Annotated in this window: 18 protein-coding genes and 1 pseudogene; 11 read left to right on the forward strand and 8 right to left on the reverse strand. The window is 41.4% G+C overall.

The features are described from left to right. The first annotated feature begins 35 nt into the window (after nucleotides 1–35). The 4 genes and pseudogenes from BM126_RS02480 to BM126_RS22140 all read left to right on the forward strand — a co-directional run bounded on the left by BM126_RS02480 (nucleotide 36) and on the right by BM126_RS22140 (nucleotide 3,515). Nucleotides 36–1,546, forward strand: a pseudogene (locus tag BM126_RS02480) (aldehyde dehydrogenase). A gap of 4 nt (nucleotides 1,547–1,550) precedes the next feature. Further along, nucleotides 1,551–2,762 carry an iron-containing alcohol dehydrogenase gene (locus tag BM126_RS02485; RefSeq protein ID WP_090988393.1) on the forward strand — a complete coding sequence of 404 codons (1,212 nt, stop codon included), beginning with the start codon at nucleotides 1,551–1,553 and terminating at the stop codon, nucleotides 2,760–2,762. 450 nt (nucleotides 2,763–3,212) lie between these two features. Further along, nucleotides 3,213–3,371, forward strand: a complete 159-nt coding sequence (locus BM126_RS22135; RefSeq protein ID WP_090987846.1) for a hypothetical protein — start codon at nucleotides 3,213–3,215, stop codon at nucleotides 3,369–3,371. Then, the gene (locus tag BM126_RS22140) at nucleotides 3,372–3,515 is read left to right on the forward strand and encodes a hypothetical protein (protein WP_177201286.1); all 144 of its coding nucleotides are present in this window, start codon (nucleotides 3,372–3,374) and stop codon (nucleotides 3,513–3,515) included. Nucleotides 3,516–3,563: 48 nt separating this feature from the next. Here the strand turns inward: BM126_RS22140 and BM126_RS02500 are convergent, their stop codons facing one another. From BM126_RS02500 to pdxS, 3 genes are all read right to left on the reverse strand, one after another. Then, entirely contained in the window at nucleotides 3,564–5,333 is a 1,770-nt protein-coding gene (locus BM126_RS02500) for a B12-binding domain-containing radical SAM protein (protein WP_090987848.1), read from the reverse strand. A gap of 207 nt (nucleotides 5,334–5,540) precedes the next feature. Then, nucleotides 5,541–6,131 (reverse strand): pyridoxal 5'-phosphate synthase glutaminase subunit PdxT, encoded by a 591-nt coding sequence (gene pdxT / locus BM126_RS02505; RefSeq protein ID WP_090987850.1) that lies wholly within the window; start codon nucleotides 6,129–6,131, stop codon nucleotides 5,541–5,543. A gap of 1 nt (nucleotide 6,132) precedes the next feature. Further along, nucleotides 6,133–7,020 (reverse strand): pyridoxal 5'-phosphate synthase lyase subunit PdxS, encoded by an 888-nt coding sequence (gene pdxS / locus BM126_RS02510; RefSeq protein WP_090987852.1) that lies wholly within the window; start codon nucleotides 7,018–7,020, stop codon nucleotides 6,133–6,135. A gap of 137 nt (nucleotides 7,021–7,157) precedes the next feature. On the opposite strand from pdxS, the gene BM126_RS02515 reads away from it, so the two are divergent. Next, the gene (locus BM126_RS02515) at nucleotides 7,158–8,552 is read left to right on the forward strand and encodes a MocR-like pyridoxine biosynthesis transcription factor PdxR (RefSeq protein WP_371261403.1); all 1,395 of its coding nucleotides are present in this window, start codon (nucleotides 7,158–7,160) and stop codon (nucleotides 8,550–8,552) included. A 32-nt stretch (nucleotides 8,553–8,584) separates the two neighbouring features. Here the strand turns inward: BM126_RS02515 and BM126_RS02520 are convergent, their stop codons facing one another. Next, complete coding sequence (locus BM126_RS02520; RefSeq protein ID WP_090987856.1) at nucleotides 8,585–9,643, reverse strand: acyltransferase family protein; 1,059 nt, start codon at nucleotides 9,641–9,643, stop codon at nucleotides 8,585–8,587. A 246-nt stretch (nucleotides 9,644–9,889) separates the two neighbouring features. On the opposite strand from BM126_RS02520, the gene BM126_RS02525 reads away from it, so the two are divergent. Beyond that, complete coding sequence (locus BM126_RS02525; protein ID WP_177201287.1) at nucleotides 9,890–12,079, forward strand: PAS domain S-box protein; 2,190 nt, start codon at nucleotides 9,890–9,892, stop codon at nucleotides 12,077–12,079. Beyond that, on the forward strand, nucleotides 12,079–12,582 hold the full coding sequence (locus BM126_RS02530) for a methylated-DNA--[protein]-cysteine S-methyltransferase (protein ID WP_256212953.1): 504 nt from the start codon (nucleotides 12,079–12,081) through the stop codon (nucleotides 12,580–12,582). The genes BM126_RS02525 and BM126_RS02530 overlap by 1 nt, the downstream gene beginning before the upstream one ends. Nucleotides 12,583–12,693: 111 nt before the next feature. Here the strand turns inward: BM126_RS02530 and BM126_RS02535 are convergent, their stop codons facing one another. Next, on the reverse strand, nucleotides 12,694–13,110 hold the full coding sequence (locus tag BM126_RS02535; RefSeq protein WP_090987860.1) for a YkvA family protein: 417 nt from the start codon (nucleotides 13,108–13,110) through the stop codon (nucleotides 12,694–12,696). A 211-nt stretch (nucleotides 13,111–13,321) separates the two neighbouring features. Between BM126_RS02535 and BM126_RS02540 the strand changes: the two genes are divergently transcribed. Beyond that, entirely contained in the window at nucleotides 13,322–13,543 is a 222-nt protein-coding gene (locus BM126_RS02540; protein WP_090987862.1) for an aspartyl-phosphate phosphatase Spo0E family protein, read from the forward strand. 275 nt (nucleotides 13,544–13,818) lie between these two features. Here BM126_RS02540 and BM126_RS02545 read toward each other — a convergent pair whose 3' ends face one another. Both BM126_RS02545 and BM126_RS02550 read right to left on the reverse strand, forming a co-directional pair. Further along, the gene (locus BM126_RS02545) at nucleotides 13,819–15,051 is read right to left on the reverse strand and encodes an MFS transporter (RefSeq protein WP_090987864.1); all 1,233 of its coding nucleotides are present in this window, start codon (nucleotides 15,049–15,051) and stop codon (nucleotides 13,819–13,821) included. A 105-nt stretch (nucleotides 15,052–15,156) separates the two neighbouring features. Then, nucleotides 15,157–16,647 carry a PAS domain-containing sensor histidine kinase gene (locus BM126_RS02550; protein ID WP_090987866.1) on the reverse strand — a complete coding sequence of 497 codons (1,491 nt, stop codon included), beginning with the start codon at nucleotides 16,645–16,647 and terminating at the stop codon, nucleotides 15,157–15,159. A gap of 159 nt (nucleotides 16,648–16,806) precedes the next feature. Here BM126_RS02550 and BM126_RS02555 point away from each other — a divergent pair, with 159 nt between their 5' ends. The 3 genes from BM126_RS02555 to BM126_RS02565 all read left to right on the forward strand — a co-directional run bounded on the left by BM126_RS02555 (nucleotide 16,807) and on the right by BM126_RS02565 (nucleotide 20,540). Next, nucleotides 16,807–17,244 (forward strand): MarR family winged helix-turn-helix transcriptional regulator, encoded by a 438-nt coding sequence (locus BM126_RS02555; RefSeq protein WP_090988397.1) that lies wholly within the window; start codon nucleotides 16,807–16,809, stop codon nucleotides 17,242–17,244. Nucleotides 17,245–17,519: 275 nt separating this feature from the next. Next, the gene (locus tag BM126_RS02560) at nucleotides 17,520–19,178 is read left to right on the forward strand and encodes a M3 family oligoendopeptidase (protein WP_371261404.1); all 1,659 of its coding nucleotides are present in this window, start codon (nucleotides 17,520–17,522) and stop codon (nucleotides 19,176–19,178) included. A gap of 324 nt (nucleotides 19,179–19,502) precedes the next feature. Continuing rightward, complete coding sequence (locus BM126_RS02565) at nucleotides 19,503–20,540, forward strand: YkvI family membrane protein (protein ID WP_090987869.1); 1,038 nt, start codon at nucleotides 19,503–19,505, stop codon at nucleotides 20,538–20,540. A gap of 41 nt (nucleotides 20,541–20,581) precedes the next feature. On the opposite strand, the gene BM126_RS02570 is transcribed toward BM126_RS02565, so the two are convergent. Beyond that, nucleotides 20,582–21,301, reverse strand: a complete 720-nt coding sequence (locus BM126_RS02570; protein ID WP_090987871.1) for a hypothetical protein — start codon at nucleotides 21,299–21,301, stop codon at nucleotides 20,582–20,584. Nucleotides 21,302–21,436: the final 135 nt, after the last annotated feature.

Consider the following 21,436-nt stretch of genomic DNA (forward strand, 5'->3'; position numbering starts at 1 on the left):
AGGAGGAATGAATTGTGGCAGTTAACGCAGATGTAATGACTTTTCCATTATTTATCAATGGAAAATGGGAGCAATCAGGAAATCAAGAATTCTTTGATGTTTTGAATCCAGCGAATGGAGAAGTTGCAGCAAGGGTCGCAAAGGGAACTAAAGAGGATGTTGACAAAGCGGTTTCTGCAGCAAGAGAGGCTTATGACCATTCCGATTGGAAGATGATGATGCCCAAAGAGCGCTCCAATGTCCTTCATAGCCTTGCCAGGCAAATCATAGCCAATGCAGAAGAACTGGCCTATCTGGAATCTATAAGTTCGGGAGGTACAATCCGCCGAATCGGATCTAATGATATTTTGCAAATGGCGGATTTATTTCAGACTCTGGCTAATTTTGTTCTGCAATATCCTTTTTCTGAAACATTGCCAAGCCCGTCTTTTCCAGGACCAGCCCATAATTTTATTTGGAGGGAGCCGATTGGTGTTTGTGCGGCCATTACTCCATGGAACATGCCCATGCTCATTGCATGCTGGAAAATAGCACCTGCTCTTGCGATGGGAAATACAGTGGTGATAAAACCTGCCAGTTATACCCCCCTTTCAACACTTAAACTGGCAGAGATTTTATCAGCAGAATTGCCTGATGGAGTACTTAATGTTGTAACAGGCTCGGGTTCAGAAGTAGGCGAAGCCCTTGTGAGCCATCCTAGGGTGGACAAAATTGCATTTACCGGCTCAACAGAAGTCGGCAGGAAAATCATGGCGCTCGCAGCGGGGACGATAAAACATACGACTCTCGAGCTTGGAGGAAAATCGCCAAATATCATTCTTGAAGATGCAGATCTGGACATTGCAATTCCTGGAAGCTTATTCGGGGTATTTTTGCACTCTGGCCAATTATGCGAATCAGGAACCCGCCTATTTGTTCCGGACCATCTTCATGACATTATTGTTGAGAAGCTTGTTCAGCTTTCTTCGAAGCTTAAACCAGGTAATCCTCTAGACAGCCGCACGGATATGGGGCCGGTCATTTCAAAAAAACAAAAAGAATCCATATTGGCGTATATCGAAGAGGGAAAAAGGGAGGGAGCGAGGCTTGTCTGCGGCGGAAAGGAATGGTCTGTGCCGGGCTGCAAAGCGGACACTTCATTGAACCGACCATCTTTACGGATGTTACCAACGATATGAAAATTGCACAGGAAGAAATATTCGGGCCAGTTCTTACCGTCATCCGCTACTCTTCAGTGGACGAGGCAATTAAGATGGCCAATGATACTATTTATGGATTGGCTGCAGGTGTATGGACAAAGGATGTTAATAAGGCTTACAAAGCTGCAAGAGAACTGCAGGCAGGTGTTGTCTGGATCAACGATTGGCATATGCTCCGCAATGATGCTCCTTTTGGCGGATACAAGCAAAGCGGCATTGGCAGGGAAATGGGAAAGCATTCTTTAGATGCATATACACAGTTAAAGCATGTCCATACTTCAATGGTGCCTGAGATTGAGCATAAAAGCTGGTATGGTTTATTATTTTCAGAAACTGACGAGGGGTGAGATGATGTTAAACAATACGTATTCTTCTTTCATGCTGCGGACTGCCATTTACAGCGGCTCCAATACCCGTGCACTTGTACCTGCCCTGTTTCAGGGCCTTGGAGCAAAAAAAGTAGTTTTATTCAGTGACAGAGGATTAGAAAAAGCAGGCATTGTGGATAAAGTTTCGGAAATATTCGATTTGTCACAGTATGGGACAGGTCCTGAACTTGCAGGCATCTATTTAGATATATCACAGGACGCAGAAAGCCAATGTGTGAATGCCGCAGCGCGTTTTGCCAGAGAGAAAGGGGCAGATGCTCTATTAGCAGTAGGCGGAGGAAGTGTTCTTGATACCGTCAAGGGAGTGAAATATTCGCTGCATAAAGGCCTTTCCGATATCAAAGAAGCCATCCCGGGCGGCCTTTTATTCGAATCATTCCCTCAGGCGAATTTTATGTCCATCCCGCATATTGCGATTCCAACTACTGCAGGTACAGGCTCTGAAGTCTCTCCAATAGCTGTTATTTATAATGAAGAAATTAAAATGAAAACCAATATTATCAACCCTTTCATCAATGCTGACATGGCTATTTTAGATCCGGATTTAACAGTGAAGCTTCCGCCATTCATAACAGCTTTTACAGGATTTGATGCACTTACACACGCCATTGAGGCCCTGGCATCGCCATATGCAACCCATTTTACTGATGCACAGGCACTCCATGCCATCCGCCTTATTGAGAAGAACCTGCTGTTAGCTGTTAATGATGGAGAAAACCTTGATGCGAGAATGGCCATGCTGCAGGCAAGCAACATGGGAATAACGGCTTTCAGCTTTGCACTGCAAGTCATTCCGGTCCACAACTTTGCGCATGCATATGGTGCCATGTTCCGTATTCCTCATGGACTTGCTAATGCTGTTTTCCTGCCTGTTGTGATGGAAAGGATTCCACATTTATATCTGCCGAAAGTAATGGAACTTGGGGAAGCATTAGGAATCAGCATCCGCCACCTTGATCATGAAGCGGTTTTGGAAAAGGTTATTGAAAAAATTCGCCTGTTGCAGTTTAAATCAGGGCTGCCAAGAGATTTCTCTGATTATCATATCAGTGATGAAAATGTCAGAGATACAATCAAAGCCGTAAGCATGGATCCGGCATCGGTTTTCTTTCCAATGCCTGATGAACTCATTCAGGCAGTAGGGGAAGCTGTGGTTCCTGTGAGCGTAAAATAATAGGCTGTTTTTATAACTGCTATGTAACATGGCAGTTGATTTCCGCTCAAGGCTGCCGGGGATTGGAGTGTAAGGTGCGAGACTCCTGTGGGATTAGCGGGAAGGTGAGACCCCGCAAGCGAAGCTGAGGATGCTCACCGCCCGCCCCACGGAAAGCGAGCATCCTGGAGCGGAAATCACCCCCTTGTTCCATAGCAACAAAGTTTACGAAAACAGCCTTAAGAAAAAAGAAATAAAAGGACTGCTTATGCATTATACGGCGGCAATCACAAGAATACATCATGTAAGGAGGCTCCGCCTTTATACATGATGTATTTTCCATGGGACCGTAAGTCAGGATAGAATACATGAAATATCAAACACTATAGAAAGACTCCTGCTGCAATCAGAAATAACGGAGATGACTGCGGGAGTTCAATCATTATATTCTGCAAAGGGGATATGCGAGCCATGAAAAGAAAGGCAAATGTTGACGGTGCCGTTAAGGCAAGTAAAACACCTAAGAAAAACCAGGGTACAGATGAGTTCTCTAATGAATTTGCAGCCGATGAAAATCCAATGAAGGGTGCAAATCGAAATTCTAAGCAAGGGAGAAAAGGAAGGATATAAATGGGGCCTGATAAAAAGAAGCCGCAAAAAAGAGAACAGGCAGAAAATGTACGTGAAGAATTTGGTGAAGAATTTAATGGAGATATGAATGCTGCAAAAATTTTTGACGTCCTTCAGTCGGGCAGCACCAAAAAGAAACGTTAATAAAGAAAATGGCCAGAGGTATCTGGCCATTTTCTGAATGAAGCAGCTTTACTTATTTGCCTGCAGTGTTTTTTCTTCTGAATATGAAAAAATGGAAGACCCTATCCCTGAAGGATCAAAGTAGGATAGCATGATACCCCGCTCCCGTACAATACTTCCGTTTTTCAGGTATTCATTGAGATCAAATGGTATTTCCTCAAGCATGGTGTGTTTATATAAATCCTTTTCATTTAATTGAAGACTCTGGTAGCCCTCACCAAGAATGGCCCCATTTTGCAGAATCGTTTCGTAAATTGCCGTTCTCTCGGCTTTTTCAAAAGATTGTTCCCACCAGGGTTTTCTTGGCTTGTATTTTTGAGTGTTGAAATAATCGTATTTCATAAATCCGACAGCAATATCCAGTTCAGCAATCTTTTTGTCCTGAAGGAACTGGTGAAGCCTGCGGAATAAATCTTCAAGCTGATGGCCAATTCTTGACCATCCCTGCTGATCCCAGTATGTTCCGAACTCCTGGAAGAAATCAAAAGCAGAGTCAAAAACGCGCGTAACTAGGAACTCAACTGTCTGGTTCATCCGATGATCATTCCAGTATTTTTCGAGAACATCCTCAACTTGCTTAATCCTGACAATATCATCAAATGAAAGAACATTATTCCCTAATATTTCATAGGGTGAATAATCACTATAAATATACTGATGATCACTGGCCCTCAGCCGGAGCCCGGTGCCCCTGAGCATCTTGAGGAATCCCAGCTGAAGTTCTTCCGGCCTTAATTCAAAAACATCATTAAAGGTTTTGCGGAATGTTGAATAATCCTCTTCTGGAAGCCCTGCAATCAAATCAAGATGCTGATCAATTTTTTGGCCTTCTTTTACCATGGTAACAGTTCTCGTAAGCTTTTCGAAATTTTGTTTCCGTTTTACTAATTCATTTGTAGGGTCATTGGTGGATTGTACGCCAATTTCAAAGCGGAATAATCCAGCTGGCGCATTGTCATTCAAAAATTGAATAACCTCAGGTCTCATGATATCTGCAGTTATTTCAAATTGAAAGACCGTGCCGGGAAGATGTTCATCTATTAAAAATTGGAACATTTCCATGGCGTAGCTTCTGCTGATGTTAAAGGTTCTGTCGACAAACTTAATCGTTTTGGCGCCATTTTCCATAAGATAGCGAATATCATTCTTGATTTTTTCACGGTCGAAATATCTTACTCCAACTTCTATGGATGATAAACAAAATTGACAGTTGAAAGGGCAGCCCCTGCTTGTTTCGATATAAGTCACCCTTTTTGAAAGATGCTGCTGATCTTCTGGGAATCGGTAGGGTGATGGCAATTCCTTTAAATCCAGTTTTGAAATTTGAGGATGGATGATCTTTTTATCATTCTCCCGGTATGCAATTCCGCCAATTTTGCCGAATTGCTTTCGTTCTCCATTAAGTTCTGCCAGAAGCTCTTTAAACGTTGATTCACCTTCGCCAATAACGATAAAGTCAGCTTCAGGTATCCGGTCAAGCCAATGTGAAACATCGTAAGTAACTTCCGGACCGCCCAGAATAATAGTTATTGCCGGATTAATTTTCTTTAGGGTCTGAATGACCTCGATCGTTTCCTCAATATTCCAAATGTAGCAGCTGAATCCGACTACATCAGGTTTTTTTGAATATAGATCGCCTACAATATTCATGATTGGGTCTTTTATGGTATATTCAGCAAGCTTAACGTCAAAGTCGGGTTCTGCATATGCCTTCAGATAACGGATTGACAGGCTTGTGTGGATATATTTTGCATTTAGGGTACTAAGGATTATATTCATATGTTTACAGCGTGTTTACGCGTTCTCCTTTCGGGAAGGAATACTCCATCCATTACTAACATTTTATTTTACCATAGTATAGTCATTTGAACAGATGAAAATAACAATCTGGGGAATAAGTAAATTAGAGGATGGAACACAGGGACTCAAATATTACTGATTATTAGTAAAAATGGCCCCCGCTTGATAAGCGGGGGCCATTTGTTATTAACTGACTCGTTTTTTATTTGCATCCCTTACCATTTCAATAAACAGTTCGATAAAACGGCCGTCATTTGTAAGCTCTGGATGAAAGGCACTGACTAGAATATGATTCTGCCTTGCCGCAACAATTTTATCATTCAATGATGCTAAAACTTCAACATCACTGCCTGCTTTTTCAGCATACGGGGCACGAATAAAGACAGCGGGGAAAGGTTCAGAAAATCCTTTAACATCAAGCGGAATCTCAAAGCTGTCCCGCTGCCGGCCAAACGCATTGCGCTTGACTGAAATATCCATAAGATTTAAATGGGCGTCTCCGGAGTCTGATTGCTTTTTGGCGACTAGTACCATTCCTGCACAAGTGCCGAAAATAGGCTTTTTCTCTTCAGAAAATTGCTTAATCGGCTCCATAAAACCATACTGATCCATCAGTTTTTTTATGGCGGTGCTTTCACCGCCTGGGATGATAAGCCCTTCAATTTCCTTAAGCTGTTCAGCTTTTTTTATGACAACAGCGTTTAATCCTGCTTCCTGAATTTGTTTCATATGCTCTGCTACTGCACCCTGCAAGCCTAATATACCTATTGTCAGCATATTACCAGCCGCGCTCCTGCATACGGTCAGAAGGCTGAAGTTTAGAAATATCCAGTCCCTTCATGGCGGTTCCAAGTTCTTTTGAAAGATTTGCAATCAAACCATAATCAGTATAGTGAGTGGTTGCCTGGACAATGGCTTTTGCAAATTTTTCAGGATGATCAGATTTGAAGATTCCAGAGCCTACAAAAACTCCGTCCGCTCCCAATTCCATCATAAGGGCAGCATCAGCAGGCGTTGCAATACCTCCTGCAGCAAAGTTAACAACAGGAAGACGGCCTTCTTCCTTGATTTGTTTTAAAATTTCAAAAGGAGCACCAAGCAGCTTGGCTTCTGTCATGATTTCATCATCATTCATGCTGGCTAATTTGCGCACCTGGGCATTAACTTTTCTCATATGCCGCACAGCTTCTACAATATTCCCTGTCCCTGGTTCTCCTTTTGTGCGCAGCATGGATGCGCCTTCTCCAATGCGGCGCGCAGCTTCTCCCAAGTCACGGCAGCCGCATACAAATGGAACGGTATAGGTGCTCTTAAGCAAGTGATACTCTTCATCGGCAGGAGTAAGAACTTCACTTTCATCTATATAGTCCACACCCATCGCTTCAAGAATGCGGGCTTCAACGATATGGCCGATTCTTGCTTTCGCCATTACAGGAATCGTGACGGCATTCATTACTTCTTCTACAATACGCGGATCAGCCATTCTCGCGACTCCGCCTGCTGCCCGGATATCAGATGGAACACGTTCTAAAGCCATGACTGCAACCGCTCCTGACGCCTCGGCAATTTTAGCTTGCTCAGCATTAATAACATCCATAATGACGCCGCCTTTTTGCATGCTGGCCATCCCTCTTTTTACAGCTTCAGTTCCTAATGTTCTTTCCATCATCATCATCCTTTATGTAAGAATAGTTTGTTAATTCTTTTAATATCTACTAGTATAAAAGAAAATGACTGTATTAAAAGTGTCAGTTTTGTTAAACTCAATGGGGTCAGATGTAAGGAGGGAATAGTGATTTGAATATGCTTTCATGTCAATTAAACCGAACAAGTGAAATCCCGCTTTATGAACAATTATATTTGTATGTAAAAAATGAAATTGCAGAAGGGCGCCTGGAATTTAACACCAAGCTGCCTTCTAAACGCAAGCTCTCAGATCATCTTCAAATCAGCCAGAATACGGTAGAATCGGCATACGGCCAACTGGTTTCAGAAGGGTTCATTGAGGTAAGAGCGCGAAAAGGTTATTACGTAATGGCCTCAGAAGACCTGGAATATTTGCGCCAGGCCGGATACCAGAATGACAATAAGTCTGAAAGGGAGATAGAAGTCATAAAATATGATTTTCATCCAAGCCAGATTGATACAAAGTCGTTTCCTTTTAGGGTCTGGAGAAAATATTCGAGGGATATGATAGACGAAAAAAAAGAAAAACTCCTGCTGATGGGAGATCATCGCGGGGAAAGCGGGCTCAGGCAGCAAATTGCTGCATATCTGTATGGATCAAGAGGAGTGGTCTGCACACCTGATCAAATCATTATTGGCGCAGGTATTGAAATTCTGCTGCAGCAGCTTGTTTTGTTATTGGAGGAGAATACCGCTTACGGGGTGGAAGATCCAGGGTACCATCTCATTTACCAAATACTAAAAAGCTACGGAAAAACAGTGAACCCTATTGAAATTGATGAAGAAGGAGTGAATGTGGAGCAGATTGAACATTCAGGGGCCCAGGTGGTGTACGTGACTCCATCCCACCACTTTCCATATGGGACGATTTTATCTATTAATCGCAGGATGAAGCTTCTGAACTGGGCTTCTGCAAGCGAAGAACGATACATTATTGAAGATGATTATGACAGTGAATTCCGGTATAGCGGAAAGTCGATACCTTCCCTTCAAAGCATGGATAATGGGGAAAATATCATTTTTCTGGGGTCTTTTTCAAAATCGCTGATGCCCTCAATCCGCATCAGCTATATGATACTGCCGCAAAGACTTATGGACCGCTATCAGGATAAGCTTTCTTTTTATCATTCTACTGTTTCCCGCCTTGATCAGCAGACGCTTGCTAAATTCATGGAAGCGGGAGAATTCGAAAAACACCTGAACCGGATGAGGAAGGTGTATCGAAGCAAGCTTGATACGGTTGTTACAGTGTTAAAGGAATATGATAAAAAAATCAGGGTTATCGGAGCCAATTCTGGTTTGCACATCGTGCTGGTCATAGAGAATGGTCTGAATGAAGAAACACTCATAGAAGAAGCACGTAAATCTCAAATCCGGGTATATCCTCTTTCACTGTATAGCATAGAAAGACCGGCAGCCCCCCCTAAAGTTATCTTAGGTTTTGGAGGGATTCCTCTGGATGAACTTGAATCCGCGATAAGAGCATTGTTGAAGAGCTGGAAAATCGGCTAAAAAAAGCAGGAGACATTTTTGTCCCCTGCTTTTTACCGCAAGCTTGAAGAATGACTTTGAGAGCGGCTTTTAATTGCCTTTAGACGTTTCAATACAGTATAGAACAGCTTTTTGAATTTTGATATCTTCAATTCAATGATTGGCTGTGCCAAGGATTCGATAATTTGGCTGGATAATAAGATGGTGATCAGCAGGGCAAAGCCTGCAAGCATGATAAAGCTTTCGGTGCTGGTAAAATACGTATGGATCCGGCTTTCGCGAAAAATTCGGACAAAAAAACCATGAAGCAGATAGACATAAAGAGTCTGTGCCCCCCATCTTGAAAAGAAGTGTTTTCCGCGGGGAACAAAAGCAAGAAAACTGAAAACCATGATCATGGAAACTGTGTAAACCCCTAGTCTGGTAAACATGGATAATATATCGGGATTGCCAAGCTCAGCGTAAGGCTTAGAACCAAGAAGCCATTTATCGCTTATATCCGGATGCAGGTAAGATTCGGCAAAAACAACAGTGATAATGACAAATGCCGTAATTCGCCACTTTACAGAAAACAGCTTCTTTATTTGCTCTTTCGAGAGATGGTATCCAATCAGATACATGGGAAAGAAAACAAATGTCCTGGATAAGCTCAGATAGTTGGAGACAGTGTCTGCATAACCAATCAAGAGAGCAGCAAGGACGGCAATGCCAATCCCTAAAGCAGGCTTTAGCTTTGCAAAAACAAGAAGCATCAGATTCCAGCAGAATAAACTGATAAGAAACCACATGGCCCACTGCGGATCAAGCAAATCCATTTTAAAGTCTGATTTGCTGTAAAGAAAATAATAAAATACTGTATAAATTGTCTGGAAGATCAGGTAAGGCAGTATTAATTTTTTTGTAATTTTCGATAGATATCCCTTCTTATAAAATCCTTTTGCAAAAAAGCCTGAAACCAGGATAAAAGCTGGCATATGAAAGGTGTAAATAGTTTTATAGAGAGCGTAAATTTCCTCGCTTTCATGGATATATGATTTTAGCAAATGGCCAAAAACAACAATGGCCATCAATATGAATTTAGCATTATCAAAAAAGTAATTTCGTTTAGTCATGGCTGCCTCCGTTTTTATTTAGTGGGAAAACGGGGTAATTTCATTAAACTTTACCCCTGCACGATCCTGCTTAATCTCCTTTTTTTCAGGAAAAATAAGGAAGGGCGGAAGAATCTAACGCATATTGGTCATTCATATAGAAAATGGATGAGTCTAATGCATTTCTACTATTTTTGTCAGACAGATAGGAAAATAAGGCGGATATGTAGAATATTGGTGGTAAGTGGATGCTTCGGAGGGGAAAGTATGATGGAAACAGAGTTAGCTGAAATTGCAGCTTATAAAAAGGAAATTTCAAAGCTGAAATCGCAGCTTGAACAGTGCAAGCTGCTTTCTGATAAAATTATTGAACCATTTATTATCGTTAATCAAGAGAGGGATATTCTATACGGTAACCAATCAGCATGTCTTCTTTTGAATACTCCAAAGGAAAAACTGCAAACGATGAAAATCACCCATTTTTTAAAGGTTGTACCTTCCCATATTTTGCAGCTGCAGGAAGAGAAAATAGAGACGGATGGAATTGTGGAGGACGAATGGCTCATTCAGCTGCTGGATGGAGGGCTCAAGCATATTGAGTTCACGGGCTATACGTATAATGCACTAGGGCATACGATTTTTAAATTAAAGGATATTACGCTGGAACGCTCACTTGAACGGGAAAAGATGATGAGCATGCAAATGTTTCTCGATGTTTTCAATCAGGCGATAGACAGCATTGTCATTTATGATCGTTCGGGAATCATCATAGACAGCAATACCCCGTTCTGCCAAAGCCTGAAATTGGATAAATCCGAAGTAGTCGGCAGGAATATTACGGATTTCATTTCGGAAAGTTCCCTGGGAGTCTGGGATGCATGCTTCAATCAGGTACAGGCAGAGGGCTCCTCATCAGGAGTTATGGAAATAAAATCGCATGCGGCAGAGCTCAAAGTTGATTTTTCGTCAACGGCAAATATATTTAATGGCTTTTATATGTGCATTCTTAAGGATATTACTGAGAAAAGCCTTATTGAGCAAAAGCTTATGGACAGCGAAAGAATATTTTCGGAATTATTTGAACAGACAATGGACGCCATTGTCTTTTGGGATCAGAACGGAACAATATTCAGGGTAAATGATTCTGCATGCAGAATTTTCGAATCAAGCAGGGAAAACCTTATTGGCTGCCTTATCACAGAGTATGTAGCTCAAAAGGATGAACGGTTTTATAATATGATTGATACATTTAATAGGTATGGGGCCGTACGTGAAGAGCTTTTTTATAAAATGCCTAACGGTCAGCTGAAACTATTGGAGCTTACCGCAAAAATGCATTCCAGTGAAGGGTACAATATAACGATTTTCAGGAATGTAAGCGAGCGATGGCGGATAGAAATGGAGCTTAGGAAAAGTGAAAAAAAATTCCGTAAAATTTTTGAGGGATCTCTCGATGGAATGATTATCTGGAATTTGAAGGGTTTTGCAGATATTAATGAAACAGGATGCAATATACTGGGATTTAACAAGGAAAAGCTTTTATCCATGAACGTGAATAAGCTGCTGGAAAGTGTTCCTGAAAACGCAGTCCTTCTCCACGAGCATATTGACCAGGTTCTGAAAAAAGGCTCGTTCACTTCTGTCATTCCTGTAAAATTCGAGGAAGGAAGCACCAAGTATATTGAGTTTTCCACAAGGAAAAATCTATATTCAGGTCTTCACCTGACCATTTTCAGAGACATCACAAAAAGTCTGGAAATGCAGGAGCAGCTCAAGAAGTCCGATACACTGAATGTGGTAGGCGAGCTTGCCGCGGGAATTGCCCATGAAATCAGAAATCCCATGACTGCACTTAAAGGGTTCATACAGCTGCTGCAGGGAAGCGTCAAGGAGGATTTTTCAAATTATTTTAATGTGATCACTTCAGAGCTGCAGCGCATAGAAACGATTATTACGGAATTTTTGGTCCTTGCCAAGCCGCAGGCTGTGAAATATTTCAGGCAGAATATCAATTCAATCATGAAGGAAACACTGGAACTTCTCGCGGCGCAGGCCCTGATGTTAAATATTCAGTTTGAGGTGAAGTACCAGGAAGCTGATTTGATGATTTATTGTGAAGGCAACCAATTAAAACAAGTATTTATTAATATAATCAAAAATGCCCTGGAGGTTATGCCTGATGGAGGAATTGTCAGGGTGGAAACCAGCAGGGAAGGTGACAGGCATATAAAAATAACGATTGCCGACCAGGGAATAGGAATTTCAGAAGAAAAGATAAGAAAACTCGGAGAGCCCTTTTATACGACAAAAGAAAGAGGAACTGGACTAGGATTGATGGTCAGTTATAAAATTGTAGAGGAGCATAGAGGATGGGTCGAGGTTGAAAGTGAGGAAGGAAAAGGGACAGCCTTCCATTTATTTCTTCCTATGGACCGGAGCCAGAAGGAGCCAAGATAATGAAATACTATTACAGCCAATATGAAAGGCCGGAAATCGGCAAGTTATACTTACTGGCGGATGAAGAAGCCATGGTGCACATGACCTATAATCCGGCGGATTTTGAAAAGCAGGCTGCAGCCTGCCATCCAGTCCAAATGGATGAGCATCAGGTTTTTAAGGAATTAAGAATTTGGCTGGACGGATATTTTTCAGGCGTGAATGAAGAGTTCACGATTCCTCTGCGCGAGAAGGGCACAGAATTCCAGAAGCAGGTATGGAACAGGATGAAGGAAATTCCATACGGAGAAACTAAGTCATACAGTGAAATTGCCTATGAAATAAACAGGCCGAAAGCTGTCCGCGCCATCGGCCAGGCCAGTAAGGCCAATCCTTACCCAATTCTTGTGCCCTGCCACCGGGTTGTTGGCAAGAAGGGGCAGCTTACCGGGTATGCAGGAAGCAAAACAGATATAAAAGATAGATTATTGACCCTGGAAAACAAAAATTGGGTTACCAGATAAATTGTTTGATTATCGCCAGGGTGCCTGGCACTTTCTTAGTAATATGCAGGATATTCATTGAAAAACGCATTTCACGTGCCTGAGAGGCTTAGGAAATGCGTTTCTTTATTACTATTTAACTGTAATGGCAAGCTGTTTTTCCCTTTGCCATTGTTCAAACAATACCAGATCCTTATCAATCTGTGATAAAACAAAAGCCACAACTGCAGCGTCATCAATCAAACCAAATCCTATCAAAAAATCAGGGATGATATCTATCGGCGATACAAAGTAAATGACAGATATTAATATCATGATCAGTGAACGGTATGGCACCTTGCGGTAAGAACCGTTCGACCATGCCTTCAATAAGGAAAGCATAGTCTGCAGTTTTGCCCACAAATTTTTAAAAGAAAGCTGGTTTGAAGCTGCCTTTCTTTCTGCGTTTGCCAGTAGCCCCTTCGCGCTTCCTTTATTTCCCGCATAACGCTTTGCCTGCTTACTGAAAAGCGTATAAGCAACTTTCCTGAACAACCATTTCCGCAGCATATTTCCACCCTCTTTTTTCAATTATGATACCACTCTTCAGAAAAATAAAAACCTGTATAATCTTGTGAAAAAGAAGAATGTATACCGTGGATATTGGCGTAAAATGAGAGGTTTTGTCATATTATGCTAACCTATTTACATCTGAAGAAAATTTTGTAATAATCCTTAAGTGCTTATTTTTAAAAAAGTGAGAAAGGATGTAAGCTAAGTCATGATATGCAGAAATGAAACTGCAATTTGCTCTGAGATAACAGTTAAGCGGATGGAAATGATCAGGATAGCGGATGTTTACGGCATGACTGCCGAAAAGACCATTCGATGCAGCCAGGAACTTGACGGTCTGATCAATGAGTATCTGCTATTACAATACCACTCGGATTTTTTGCTGAGTAAATTTGAAAGTTATGATTTCAATACAGAGGTGAATGCATGACACTCTTTCTGTGGAAAATGAAGGGAATAGGGAATGGCAGGGGATGGGGATTGCAGTGCTGAAAAAAGCAGGCAGAAACATAAATAAAGCAAAAAGACCTGTCTGCACCCGCCTTCACAAGGATGCAATAGGTGCAGACAGATCTCAATGAACATCTCCGAAATAAAATTCAGGCCGGCCGGCACCCATCTTCCAATAAATACTCTACTTCAGCCCAAAACCGCTCATCAGGATACAGCATCATAATAAACGATATTGTAACTCCCAGCTCAGCTTTATACGTGATGCGGATTTTGCCAATCTTTCAATGTTTTATCCGATGGAAGAAGCAGACTAATAAGGCCCAGAAGCGGCAAAAATCCTACATACTTAATGGTGGCAGCAATGCCGATTGAATCTGCCAGTGCACCAAGTGCAACCGAGCCTATGGCCCCCATGCCAAAAGCAAGTCCCACGGTCAGTCCTGCCATCGTTCCCACTTTACCCGGCACAAGCTCCTGCGCGTAAACAACTGTCACAGAAAAACTCGTCATAATAATAAATCCGCTTGCCAATAACAGAACAAAAGAAGCCCATGATGGGAGAAAAGGCAGCAATATAGTGAAAGGCGCACACCCTGCCAATGAATATAAAATAATGTTCTTCCTTCCGAAACGATCTGCAAGCGGGCCGCCGAAGAAGGTTCCAAGCGCACCGGCAGCAAGGAAAGCAAAAATATAGAGCTGTGCTTCACTAATGGAGAAGCCATTATGCTTTATCAGAAAAAAAGAATAGTAATTTGTCATGCATGAAATATACCAGGATCTGGCAAAAATAAACAGTAGAATAAAGGTTAAAGCTTGGGCAACTTTTTTATTGAACACACCTTTTGAACCTGCTTTGCCTTTTGCATGGTGAACCGGTGATTTCAGCTTGCGCCCATACCATATGGCGATATAAAACAGCATGATAACCGCGCAAAGGGCAACAGGAGCAAACCATAATGCTCCTTTTTGTCCGAATGGCACGAGGACAATAGCGGTAATAAGGGGAGCAAGCGCTTGTCCGGTATTGCAACCGACCTGATAGATGGATTGAGCAAGACCTCTCTTTGTTCCTGCTGCCATATAAGCCACGCGGGAGCCTTCAGGATGGAAAATAGCAGAGCCGATCCCAATCAGGAAAACAGAAAACAGGATGATTCCATAGCTTGGGGAGATGGCAAGCAGAATAATGCCTGCAAGTGTACTGGAAAGCCCGATTGGCAACGCAAAGGGCAGCGGTTTTAAATCGCTGTACCAGCCTACAGCAGGCTGCATGATGGAAGCTGTAATATTTAGCGCAAAGGCTATATAGCCAAGCTGGGTATAGCTTAAGGACATTGAGTGTTCCAATATTGGAAACATTGCAGGTACAACGGCTTGAAGAGTATCATTTAATAAATGGCAAATACCCATGATAATAAGGATTCTAAAAACCGTTGCATTGGCACTTTGATTTTTTTGAAGTTTAAGAGAAATACTTGACATTCAAAAGACTCCTTATGAGTAAAATATTTTCCTTGTGTAATGGCCCCGGCTGAGAAAGGGCAAACTATAAATCGAGGGTTGTCCGGGAATTCCCGGTTATCATACCTAATTTATATCAGAAAAAGGCAAAATGATTTCAGCTTTAGTTCCCTTAGCCTCCTGGCTTGAAAGGATGATTGACCCATTAAAGAGTTCAACGATCCTCTTGCAGACGTACAGGCCAAGCCCTGTTCCAGTATCTTTATTCGTATAAAAAGGATCAAACACTTTTCCGACCTGCTTTTCGGTCATGCCAATACCTGTGTCAGCAATTTCAATCACTGCTTCTTTTTCCCTTTGATATACAGTGATGTCAAGGGTTCCCCCTTCCGCCATAGCTTCACACCCGTTTTTTGCAATATTTAAAATTACCTGCTTCATCTGGTCTCGTGTACAAAGCACTATAACAGGCTTATCTGGCATGTGGAGGCTGAAATCAACATTATATAAGCGTGATTCAGATTGAATAAGAGGTTCAAGCTCTTCTAAAATCATGCAAAGATCTATGCTTGATAAATGCTGGGCGGTAGGTTTTCCTAAAATCAGGAATTCACTTACGATAGAATTTATCCTCTCAATCTCATTTTTTATGACCGAAAAATACAGTTCATCCTGTTTATCTTTATATTTCTCCTCCAGGAGCTGGACAAGTCCTTTAATGCCGGTCAGCGGGTTTTTGATTTCATGGGCAGTACTTGCAGCAAGCATTCCGACAACCTCTAATTTTTGTGATTCCATCATCGACTTTTGCTTTTTTGCTTCTCTTCTCAATAGAAGATACTTAACCGTGAGAAAAAGGATATGTGTAATGATGAGCCCGAATATTGCGAAATTAAAGAAAGCCCTATAATCTACAACTGGAAAATTTTTATCAGGTTTTACAGAGAGTCTCCATGGCACCTCATCAAGTGTACCTGCTGTCCAGGATCCAGCTGCAAGGGTGCTTTGCGGATTAATTCTGATCAGGCTTCCTCCGGATTTGTTCTGCAATTTCACAGAGTAGTCTGGGGTCAGGATTTTCATGACATTTTCCATGTAATCCAGCCTGATTCGCGCTAAAACAAATCCTTCAACTTCACGTTCCTCATCCAGGATAGGTGCAGACACAGAAAAATAATCGTATCCGTTTATATGCTCGCGTTCATCTTCTACAACTGTGCTTTTAGTGAGTAGTGCCATGCGCCTGTAGTTTTCTGTCAGTACTTTTTTTCCGTCCTCGCCAGACTCAGAGCCTGCCATCACAGTACCGTTGAGATTCAGTAAATACATAGCACCATATCTTGGATCTGTTTTTGAAGCTTTAATTAGCAGAGCCATCATTTTTTCTTTGTCAGATATAAAGGATGTCCCGCTTAATGCAAGCATCTGCAGGTTTTCCCTGGTTTCTTTAATAACCTGATCAATGTATTGATGGTGAATGGAGCCGACCCACTCTGACTTTAGTTTATATTTTAATTCACCTTTTTTTTCAAGATGGAACCAATAAATGACCATCAAAAAAATCATCGGCAAGACGACGAATAAAATATATAATGCATGATTTTGCCTAATTTTCATCTTTTCACTACTTTTTATTTTTTTCACTAGTATAACAAATCGTTTTATGAAACAATAGATAAACCTATGCTGGAAATTGACAAAAAAAAAATAATTGAATATAATAATTTTCAATTCGAGATATATGAATTAAATATATTCAAAAGGTTGGGAAAAGCAATGAATGAAAGTATTCAGCAATCCTTAAAGCTATTTATTGTTTTGTCGCGGGCTAACAGGTCCATTAATGATGTGGTAAATAAATATATTGCCGAACAAGGTTTAAATCCTACAGAATTCGCTGTATTGGAGCTTCTTTATCATAAAGGAGATCAGCCGCTTCAGCAAATTGGCGGGAAAATCCTGCTGGCAAGCGGAAGTATCACATATGTAGTCGATAAGCTGGAACAAAAAGATTATTTGAGAAGGGTAGCGTGCAAAGAAGACCGCCGCGTCACTTTTGCACAAATAACCGAAAAAGGAAAAAATTTCGTAGAATCTATTTTTCCTGAACACGAAAGCAGAATAGATGAAATTATGAATGTATTGACTGCGGAAGAAAAAGAAACAGTTATTGAATTGGTTAAAAAAATAGGTTATAAAGCATTAGACAATTAATGCCCAAAAAGAGCACCTTACATATGGGGTGCTTCTTCTTTTGCTCTTTTCTTAAGGCTATTTTCGTAAACTGTATTTCTAGGCGGCAAAGTGTAGAAAACTAATGCAGCGAGATATGGAAGCTTGCAAAAAATTCCTCTTCCGCAGGCAGGAATTCCCGTTAGGCCAGCGAATATTATTTTAAGTGTGAAATTTTCCTGTATACAGGGAAAATAAATGTATGTAAAGGAAGTGTCATTGTGAATTTTGATCAATATGAATATAAACGGCCTGACATGACGGAAATAAAAACAGCCTTTACTGCAGCTTTGGAGCGCTTCAAATCAGCTGCAGATGAAAAAAGCCAAAGCGAAGCCATGAGAGATATCAATGATGTAAGAAATGATATAGGCACAATGTTCAATATTTGTTACATAAGACATTCAATCGATACTAATGATGAATTTTATAAAGCAGAAAATGATTATCTGGATGAAATTGCCCCGGAAATCGAAGAATTGGTTTCACAGTACTATAAGGAGCTGGTTTCTTCTAATTTTCGCAGCCAGCTGGAAGAAAAATGGGGCACACAGCTTTTTGCATTGGCCGATGCCCAGCTGAAGACCTTTTCTCCAGAAATCATTCCGCTCCTTCAAAAAGAAAATAAGCTTTCTACGGAGTATACTCAATTAATTGCATCTGCGAAAATTAACTTCGAGGGGGAAGAGAGGACACTGGCGCAGCTTGCTCCCTTCGCTGAATCCTCAGACCGTGAAGTGAGAAAAAAAGCGAGCCAGGCCCACAGCGGATTCATGGTTGAAAATGAAGAAAAGCTTGATGGGATTTTTGACAGGCTTGTTAAGGTCCGCCATGAAATTGCCCGCAAGCTTGGTTATAAAAACTTCGTTGAACTTGGCTACTACCGGATGGCACGTACAGATTATAATGCTGAAATGGTTGCCGATTTCCGCAAGCAGGTAGAGGAATATATAGTACCTCTTGTTACAAAACTCAAGGAACGCCAGCGCAGCAGAATTTCTGTTGACGAACTGAAGTACTATGATGAAGGCTTTGAATTCAAATCAGGCAATGCAGCTCCAAAGGGCAACCCAGATTGGATTATTGAAAACGGCCAGAAAATGTACAGTGATTTATCAAAGGAAACAAAGGAATTTTTTGAGTTTATGATCAGTAATGGGCTGATGGATCTTGTTGCAAAGAAAGGCAAAGCAGGCGGGGGCTACTGTACCTACATTGAAAACTACAAAGCTCCCTTCATTTTTTCAAATTTCAATGGGACATCAGGGGACATAGATGTACTTACACATGAAGCAGGCCATGCATTCCAGGTTTTCAGAAGCCGCGGCTTTGAGATTCCGGAATACAACTGGCCTACATATGAAGCATGTGAGATTCACTCAATGAGCATGGAATTCTTTACATGGCCATGGATGGAGCTGTTCTTTGAAGAAGATACGGATAAATACAAATTCAGCCATTTAAGCGGCGCACTTACATTCTTGCCGTATGGAGTAGCAGTCGATGAATTTCAGCATTTCGTCTATGAAAATCCGGATGCCTCTCCTGAGGAAAGAAAGCAGGCTTGGAGAAACATTGAGAAGAAGTATCTTCCGCATCGCGATTATGGAGATAATTCTTACTTAGAGCAGGGCGGATACTGGCATCGCCAGGGCCATATATTTAACTCGCCTTTTTATTATATTGACTATACACTTGCCCAAATATGCGCTTTCCAGTTCTGGAAGCGCTCAAGAGAAAACAGGGAAGAAGCATGGAAGGATTATGCTGCACTATGTGAAATGGGCGGAAGCAAGTCATTTCTTGGCCTTATTGAAGCGTCCAATCTGCAGTCTCCTTTTAAAGAGGGGACAGTAAAATCGGTTGTTGATGTCATCGATGAATATCTGTCTTCTGTAGAAGACCAGTCTCTTTAAAACAACCAAACACTGATAATCCTCCATGGTGAGTCCAGTCAATCTTTTTCCGGATGTGCCGGACCTCAGGCTGGAAGTCGGCACCGACAAGAAACCGGCTGAAAGTTTACAAAGGCTAAATAGGACGGGAATATCAGGGAAAAGCTGTTCAGAAGATTATTCTTTTGAACAGCTTTTTTGTTGTCTCCTTGTAATTTAATAGCTAATAGAAGGTTTTGCCTTTACTCTTTAAAATGAGCATGTAATGGAAGAAAAGGAAAAGTGCCTGATGCTTGTCTTAATAGCTGAAGTTGCGCATATATATGTCAGGAAGGAGGGGGAGGCATGCTATCTAGGTGGACAGGTGCTTTTCAGGTTGCTGCTGTATATGTCGGCACTATTGTTGGAGCCGGATTTGCAACTGGAAAAGAAATCGTTGAATTTTTTACCCGTTTTGGTTTTTACGGGTTTATAGGGATATTAATAGCAGGCTATATTTTTATTTTTACAGGCTCAAAAATGATGATCCTTTCCTCACGTGCGGGGGCTGCTACATTTGAAGAATTTAATCTTTTTTTGTTTGGAAAAAAGCTTTCTTCCTTGGTAAATGTCATATTCATTATGATGCTGATTGGTGTAACAGCTGTAATGATTTCAGGGTCTGGTGCCGTTTTTGAGGAACAGCTTGGCTTTTCTAAGCTTGCTGGCGTGGCAGTGACCATCATTTTAGCCTCGCTTGTTTTGATGTTCGGCATGAAGGGGTTATTTGCTGTAAATTCTTTTGTGGTACCTATTATGATTTTTTTTAGTGTGCTGCTGTGCATTCTGACCATTAACAATGGCCAGTTTACTGCATCCTTTTTGACTGTGCCGGATCAAGGATTAACCTTTGGAGCCATAATTTCTCCGCTCACATATACAGCTTTTAATTTGGCGCTGTCGCAGGCAGTTTTGGTACCTGTAGCATTTGAAATTGGCGATGAAAAAGTCATAAAGCATGGAGCTGTTTTAGGAGGCATTTTTCTGACAGTCATTTTGCTTTCTGGCCATTTCGCTCTTATTACCCTTCCGAATCTGACGGATTATGAAATACCCTCCGCTGAGTTAATGAAAACGGCGGCATCCAATCTTTATTGGATTTTCATCCTGGTAATATATGGAGAGATCTTTACATCGGTTATTGGAAATATTTTCGGACTGCAGAGGCAGATTGGAGCATACGTGAAAATTCCGGGAATAGTCATTATTGGAGGGATTTTTCTGCTGGCTTTTATTGCAGGCAAACTGAAGTATGGAGTGCTGCTGGGGTATTTGTATCCTCTTTTTGGATATATCGGCATGAGTTTCTTGCTGCTGATATGGATCAAGAGGCTGAATAAATAACCTCACCTGCCGTGATGCTTGCAGATGAGGCAGTGAAGGCCCTATTTCTTTTGATCTTTTAAAATGGTTTTTCCCATTTCTATAAATGCTTTTCGCTGATCATTATCCTTTGTAGTAAACAGAGTAAGCCTGACAGGGTTATTTTCATCCTTAATGATGATCCCGGTGACTATATCATGGCCGTTATTAGCTTCAAGCATTTTCGCGTTAGGGATGGAAAGGTTTGGATCGCTTACTTCCTTGATATTTTCTGAGATACTTTTCAGCTGCAATTTTGTATTATTTTCAATGTCTGCCCAATCTGCATCAGCAGGGAGAATTTCTATTCGCATAAAAATATCTTCTTTGCCTTTTACAAATAAAGAATCCTTCATTGGCTCCTCGGCAGTCAACACATATCCAGGCAGTACATACATACTGAAATGCTGATTTTCGCTTCTTTTAAGAAAGGCCGTATTTTTCTTTTCCGCACCGTTAACAGAGTATGAAAGGTTTTTTTCCATTACCCTCACTGAAGGGTTTGCACTGTCTGTTTTGCTGTCAGTATCGCTTTGTTTGGCCGGAGTTGCTTTTGAGTCTGTTTGTTTAGGTGCATCTGTCTTTTTTTGCCCTTGTTTATCACTAGGAGTGCTGGCAGCAGTTGAGGCATCACTGCTGTCTTCCTTTTTCTGGATGTCTCCGCTGCCGCTTTCTGCCGTTCCGCATCCTGTTAAAGCTAGTGTGATTGAAGCTCCTGCTAGAATGGCCTGTAATCTGTTCATTGATTCTCCTCCTCGTGTAGTTGGTTCCAGCGTTGAGAGAAAAGTAAATGGTGATTCAATCAGCGTGGAGCCTGCTTATGTCATTATAGACGAAATTTGGCAGGTGCTAGTTACAAATTATGATAAATCCTGCAA

The sequence above is a fragment of the Bacillus sp. OV322 genome (genome assembly GCF_900112495.1).
GTDB lineage: Bacteria > Bacillota > Bacilli > Bacillales > DSM-1321 > Peribacillus.

What these genes read in the sequence shown, in the direction of transcription:
- BM126_RS02485 (WP_090988393.1), top strand. Translation starts at nt 1,551, where the DNA reads ATGTTAAACAATACGTATTCTTCTTTCATGCTGCGGACTGCCATTTAC.
- BM126_RS22135 (WP_090987846.1), top strand. Translation starts at nt 3,213, where the DNA reads ATGAAAAGAAAGGCAAATGTTGACGGTGCCGTTAAGGCAAGTAAAACA.
- BM126_RS22140 (WP_177201286.1), top strand. Translation starts at nt 3,372, where the DNA reads ATGGGGCCTGATAAAAAGAAGCCGCAAAAAAGAGAACAGGCAGAAAAT.
- BM126_RS02500 (WP_090987848.1), bottom strand. Translation starts at nt 5,333, where the DNA reads ATGAATATAATCCTTAGTACCCTAAATGCAAAATATATCCACACAAGC.
- pdxT (WP_090987850.1), bottom strand. Translation starts at nt 6,131, where the DNA reads ATGCTGACAATAGGTATATTAGGCTTGCAGGGTGCAGTAGCAGAGCAT.
- pdxS (WP_090987852.1), bottom strand. Translation starts at nt 7,020, where the DNA reads ATGGAAAGAACATTAGGAACTGAAGCTGTAAAAAGAGGGATGGCCAGC.
- BM126_RS02515 (WP_371261403.1), top strand. Translation starts at nt 7,158, where the DNA reads ATGCTTTCATGTCAATTAAACCGAACAAGTGAAATCCCGCTTTATGAA.
- BM126_RS02520 (WP_090987856.1), bottom strand. Translation starts at nt 9,643, where the DNA reads ATGACTAAACGAAATTACTTTTTTGATAATGCTAAATTCATATTGATG.
- BM126_RS02525 (WP_177201287.1), top strand. Translation starts at nt 9,890, where the DNA reads ATGATGGAAACAGAGTTAGCTGAAATTGCAGCTTATAAAAAGGAAATT.
- BM126_RS02530 (WP_256212953.1), top strand. Translation starts at nt 12,079, where the DNA reads ATGAAATACTATTACAGCCAATATGAAAGGCCGGAAATCGGCAAGTTA.
- BM126_RS02535 (WP_090987860.1), bottom strand. Translation starts at nt 13,110, where the DNA reads ATGCTGCGGAAATGGTTGTTCAGGAAAGTTGCTTATACGCTTTTCAGT.
- BM126_RS02540 (WP_090987862.1), top strand. Translation starts at nt 13,322, where the DNA reads ATGATATGCAGAAATGAAACTGCAATTTGCTCTGAGATAACAGTTAAG.
- BM126_RS02545 (WP_090987864.1), bottom strand. Translation starts at nt 15,051, where the DNA reads ATGTCAAGTATTTCTCTTAAACTTCAAAAAAATCAAAGTGCCAATGCA.
- BM126_RS02550 (WP_090987866.1), bottom strand. Translation starts at nt 16,647, where the DNA reads ATGAAAATTAGGCAAAATCATGCATTATATATTTTATTCGTCGTCTTG.
- BM126_RS02555 (WP_090988397.1), top strand. Translation starts at nt 16,807, where the DNA reads ATGAATGAAAGTATTCAGCAATCCTTAAAGCTATTTATTGTTTTGTCG.
- BM126_RS02560 (WP_371261404.1), top strand. Translation starts at nt 17,520, where the DNA reads ATGACGGAAATAAAAACAGCCTTTACTGCAGCTTTGGAGCGCTTCAAA.
- BM126_RS02565 (WP_090987869.1), top strand. Translation starts at nt 19,503, where the DNA reads ATGCTATCTAGGTGGACAGGTGCTTTTCAGGTTGCTGCTGTATATGTC.
- BM126_RS02570 (WP_090987871.1), bottom strand. Translation starts at nt 21,301, where the DNA reads ATGAACAGATTACAGGCCATTCTAGCAGGAGCTTCAATCACACTAGCT.